This window comes from Paenibacillus sp. J5 (genome assembly GCF_054955055.1).
Genome location: NZ_JBUEDD010000055.1, coordinates 1 through 317 on the forward strand (window position 1 = coordinate 1; position 317 = coordinate 317).

The window sequence follows — 317 nt, forward strand, 5'->3', positions numbered from 1 at the left end:
TCAGCAGCACTGGAGCTGGTCCGAGCTGTTAAGGCAATTGATGGAGGAGATGAACAGGCGCTCAGCGGCAAGAGCCCGTTGGGGACCTGAGGAGACTACGAAGCCCGTCTCAACTCCCGGGGTAGCAGATACGCTGTTAATCGATCCAGCGAGGCTGGATGATGAGGATATGATTTATCAGGCGATGAAGGCTTACACGGAATATATGGACGGAACGTATGAGACGAAGAGTGAGCTTGATCTGGATATAATCGAGCTGCAGATGGTGTCCGAAGGAAGTCAAGCCTATGAGAAGATCCGAGAGAGATTGCTGAAGA

Annotated in this window: 1 protein-coding gene; it reads left to right on the forward strand. The window is 51.7% G+C overall.

Annotated elements, in window-relative coordinates; translation table 11 throughout:
* Positions 1 to 317: hypothetical protein (locus tag ACY1JZ_RS26120; protein WP_462631700.1), on the forward strand; the 317-nt coding region annotated here is incomplete at both ends.